3 protein-coding genes and 1 pseudogene are annotated in these 3,737 nt (G+C 73.0%); 3 read left to right on the top strand and 1 reads right to left on the bottom strand.

What is annotated here, in order from left to right; genetic code table 11:
• Positions 1-83: 83 nt before the first annotated feature.
• Positions 84-602 carry an inorganic diphosphatase gene (locus AC1DP0_RS19475; RefSeq protein WP_478087723.1) on the bottom strand — a complete coding sequence of 173 codons (519 nt, stop codon included), beginning with the start codon at positions 600-602 and terminating at the stop codon, positions 84-86.
• 131 nt (positions 603-733) lie between these two features.
• Here AC1DP0_RS19475 and AC1DP0_RS19470 point away from each other — a divergent pair, with 131 nt between their 5' ends.
• The 3 genes and pseudogenes from AC1DP0_RS19470 to AC1DP0_RS19460 form a co-directional block, all read left to right on the top strand.
• Positions 734-2,335: a D-alanyl-D-alanine carboxypeptidase/D-alanyl-D-alanine-endopeptidase gene (locus AC1DP0_RS19470; protein WP_478087720.1), complete on the top strand. Its 1,602-nt coding sequence runs from the start codon at positions 734-736 to the stop codon at positions 2,333-2,335.
• A gap of 66 nt (positions 2,336-2,401) precedes the next feature.
• Positions 2,402-3,505 (top strand): zinc-dependent metalloprotease, encoded by a 1,104-nt coding sequence (locus tag AC1DP0_RS19465; RefSeq protein WP_478087715.1) that lies wholly within the window; start codon positions 2,402-2,404, stop codon positions 3,503-3,505.
• A gap of 21 nt (positions 3,506-3,526) precedes the next feature.
• A pseudogene (locus tag AC1DP0_RS19460) lies at positions 3,527-3,737 on the top strand (tRNA lysidine(34) synthetase TilS); the annotation flags it as partial.

The following is a 3,737-nucleotide window of genomic DNA, read 5'->3' as shown; positions in this document are numbered from 1 at the left end:
CCGGTGGGGTGATCACCCCACCGGACGCAGCACCATCTGCCGTCTCATGGCCCGAAGCCTGGCGGTCGTGCTGGTGCGCGGACTCAGTGGCCCTGCGGCATCGCCCACCGGGCGGTCGAGACGCCCTGCTCCTTGGCGCGGTCGAGTGCCTCGCCGATGATCTTCTCGGCAGCCTCACGGTTGCCCCAGTCGGAGCCCTCGACGTGCTTGCCCGGCTCGAGGTCCTTGTAGCGCTCGAAGAAGTGCTGGATCTCCTTGAGGCGGAACTCGTTGACGTCGGTGATGTCCTGCACGTCGACGTTGCGCGGGTCGACCGGCACGCAGAGCACCTTGTCGTCGCCGCCGGCCTCGTCGGTCATGTGGAAGACGCCGATCGGGCGGACCTCGACGACGACGCCGGGGAAGAGCGGCTCGGGCAGCAGCACGAGGGCGTCCAGGGGGTCGCCGTCCTCGCCGAGGGAGTCCTCGATGTAGCCGTAGTCGGCGGGGTAGGCCATCGGCGTGAAGAGGTAGCGGTCGAGCCGGATCCGGCCCGTCTCGTGGTCGACCTCGTACTTGTTGCGCTGTCCGCGCGGGATCTCGATGGTGACGTCGAACTCCACGTCTTCCCCTTCTTCACGGTCTTCGGGTGCCGGAGCACACGGCGGCGGCTGACAGAATCGTTCGCGACAGTGTGTCAGCAAGGACCGGCCTTGCGCGAAACAGCACGGACGACGGACGGGGGTGACGTGCCATGGCGGCTCAGCGTGATCCCCGCCGACGCGCTCCCCGCCTGACCTACGGCACGGCCGCCGTGTGGTCGGTCGTGACGATCCTGCTGGGGTATGCCGTCCTCGACGTCGCCGACGCCGCCCCCGGTGTGCTGACGCTGCGTCCACTGCCGCCGCCCGCGCCCACCGAGTACGTCGCGAAGCGCACCCTGCCGATCGTGTCGCAGCCGACGCTCCCGACCTCGGTCGACGTGCCGCTGCCCGCGCTGGCGGGTGCCGCCGGCGCCCCATCGGCAGCCGGCATCGAGCGGGCGCTCGCCCCGGTGCGGGCGCTGCCGGCGCTGCGCGACTCGGCGCTCGTCGTGCGCGACGGGCAGAGCGGCGAAGTGCTGCTCGACCAGCGCGGCAACGACCTGCGCGTCCCCGCGTCGACGACGAAGCTGCTGTCCGCGGCGGCCATCGGCCGGGTCTTCGCCCCCGACGAGACGCTGCGCACCGTGGTGCGCGAGGGCGACACACCCGACCAGATCGTCCTCGTGGCGGGCGGCGACTCGCTGCTGGCTCCCGGCAAGGGCGACCCGAATGTCGTGGCCGGTCGCGCGGGCCTGGCAGACCTCGCCGACCAGGTCACGACCGCCCTCAAGGGCCGGGGCACCCGCAGGGTCACGCTCTTCGTCGACGAGACGTATGCCGGGGGGCCCACGACGGCCCCCACGTGGGCACCGACGTTCCGCAGCTCCGGCATCACCGGCGCGGTCGCGATGCTGGGTCTGTCGAGCCAGCGGGCGAGCGGCGGCGCCCCGGGTCCGGCCGATCCCGTCGTCTCGGTGCGGTCGGCCTTGGTCCACCTGCTCGAGACCCGTGGCATCGCCGTGGTGGTCGCGGCTCGGGGCCGGGCCCCGGGTGTCCCCGGGTCGCCGATGCCGACACCGACCCGCTCCGCTGCGTCGCCTGCGTCGCCTGCGTCGCCTGAGTCGCCTGCGTCGCCTGCGTCGCCCACGGACGGGGCAACCCAGGACCCCGGGTCCGCCGGGCAGACCGAGGGGCCGACCGAGGGGCCGGGTGCGGTCCTCGGGAGCGTCCGGTCAGCCCCCGTGCGTGAGCAGCTGGCCCTGGCCCTGACCGACAGCGACAACGCGCTCACCGAGATCCTCACCCGCCAGGCGGCCTACCGCTCCGGGGCCCGCACCGACTTCGCCGGGGTCGGCTCCTGGGTCGTCTCACAGGTCGCCGCGCTCGGCCTCGACACGGCCGGCGTGACCCTCTCCGACGCGAGCGGGCTGTCACGTGAGAACCGTGTGCGCGCCTCGCTCCTGTCCGACGTGCTCGTGCTCGGCTACGACGGGAACCACCCGGTGCTGCGGCGCGCTCTCGACGGCCTACCCATCGGTGGCCTGACCGGTACCCTGGCCGACCGGTTTGCCGGCTCGAACCATGTCGCGGCCGGCCGGGCCCGCGCCAAGACCGGCACCCTGACGGGCGCCAACGCGCTCGCCGGGAGCGTCGTCGACGACAGCGGCCGGCTGCTCGTCTTCGTGGGTATGGTCGCCGGAGCGGGAACCAACGACGCGCGGGCGGCGTTGGACCATCTGGTAGCGGCGATCGCCTCCTGCGGGTGTCGCTAACGGGCCGATGGGCCTCCCAGACACCTCGCGCGACGTCGACACCGTCACGGCACGGAAAGGGCTGGCATGACCGACACGACCCTCCCGACCCACGTGGACGCGGACCGTCCTGACCGCTCGGGAGGTGCGCCGGCCGCGAGCGTCGACTACGAGTTCGCGAAGCGGACCGGGCGGTTGATCGTCAACCCCGGCCCGCAGGTCTCGAGCGACGAGGCGGCCGTGATCGTGGCCGACCTGCGTGCGGCGGCGGCAGAGGCCATCAGCCCGGTCGCCGAGACCAGTGCGCTCACGGCGCCCGCCGGTGCGCCCGACCCCCTGGTGGTCGACCGCGCGGGCTGGATCAGCGTCAACGTCGACTCGTTCAAGGCGATGCTCGACCCCGTCGTCGACAAGCTCAACGCGACGAAGAAGTCATCGACGAGCGCCACCGCCGCCGCGATCGGCGGCAAGGTGACCGGCGCCGAGATGGGCGGCCTGCTCGCCTTCCTCTCGAGCAAGGTGCTGGGGCAGTACGACCTCGCCCCCGGCGGCACGCCGCGCCTGCTGCTGGTCGCCCCGAACATCGTCGCCGCCGAGCGGCGCATGGAGGTCGACCCGGCCGACTTCCGCCGGTGGGTGGCCATGCACGAGGAGACGCACCGCGTGCAGTTCACCGCGGTGCCGTGGCTGCGTGACCACATGGTCGCCCGCACCCAGGCCCTCGCCGTGGACCTCGCGCCCACCCCGGAGGACCTGTCGAGGCGGTTCGAGCAGCTGACCAAGAACCTTCCCCAGGTGCTGAGCTCAGGCGAGGGGATCGGCCAGCTCTTCGCGACGCCCGAGCAGAAGGCGCAGATCGCCGAGCTGACGGCCGTCATGTCGCTGCTCGAGGGCCATGCCGACGTCGTCATGGACGCCGTCGGCCCGAAGGTCATCCCGAGCGTCGAGGAGATCCGCCGCAAGTTCGACGCCCGCCGCAGCAGCGCGGTCGGGGTCGACCGCCTGCTGCGCAAGCTGCTCGGTCTCGAGGCCAAGATGCGCCAGTACCGCGACGGAGCCGTCTTCGTCCGGGCGGTCACCGACCGGGTCGGTCGCGACGGGTTCAACGCCGTCTGGACCTCGCCGGAGACCCTGCCCCGGGCTGCCGAGATCCTCGACCCAGACGCCTGGGTGCATCGGGTCCACGGCTGAGCGATGCGAGCCCCAGCACAGATGCCCGGTCCCGACCCCGCCGTCGCCGCCACCCGACTCGCGGTCCGCGAGCACCTGGCTGACGTGCCGGCGGGAGGTGTCGTGCTCGTCGCCTGCTCGGGAGGCCCTGACTCGGTGGCTCTGGCCGCGGCGCTCGCCTTCGAGGCGCCCCGCGCGGGGGTCCGCGGGGGCGCCGTCGTCGTCGACCACGCCCTGCAGGACCGCTCCGCCC

This window comes from Terrabacter sp. P5_B1 (assembly GCF_056400505.1).
Note: the sequence above shows the minus strand (reverse complement) of the source record. Positions and strands in the feature narration are given on the sequence as shown.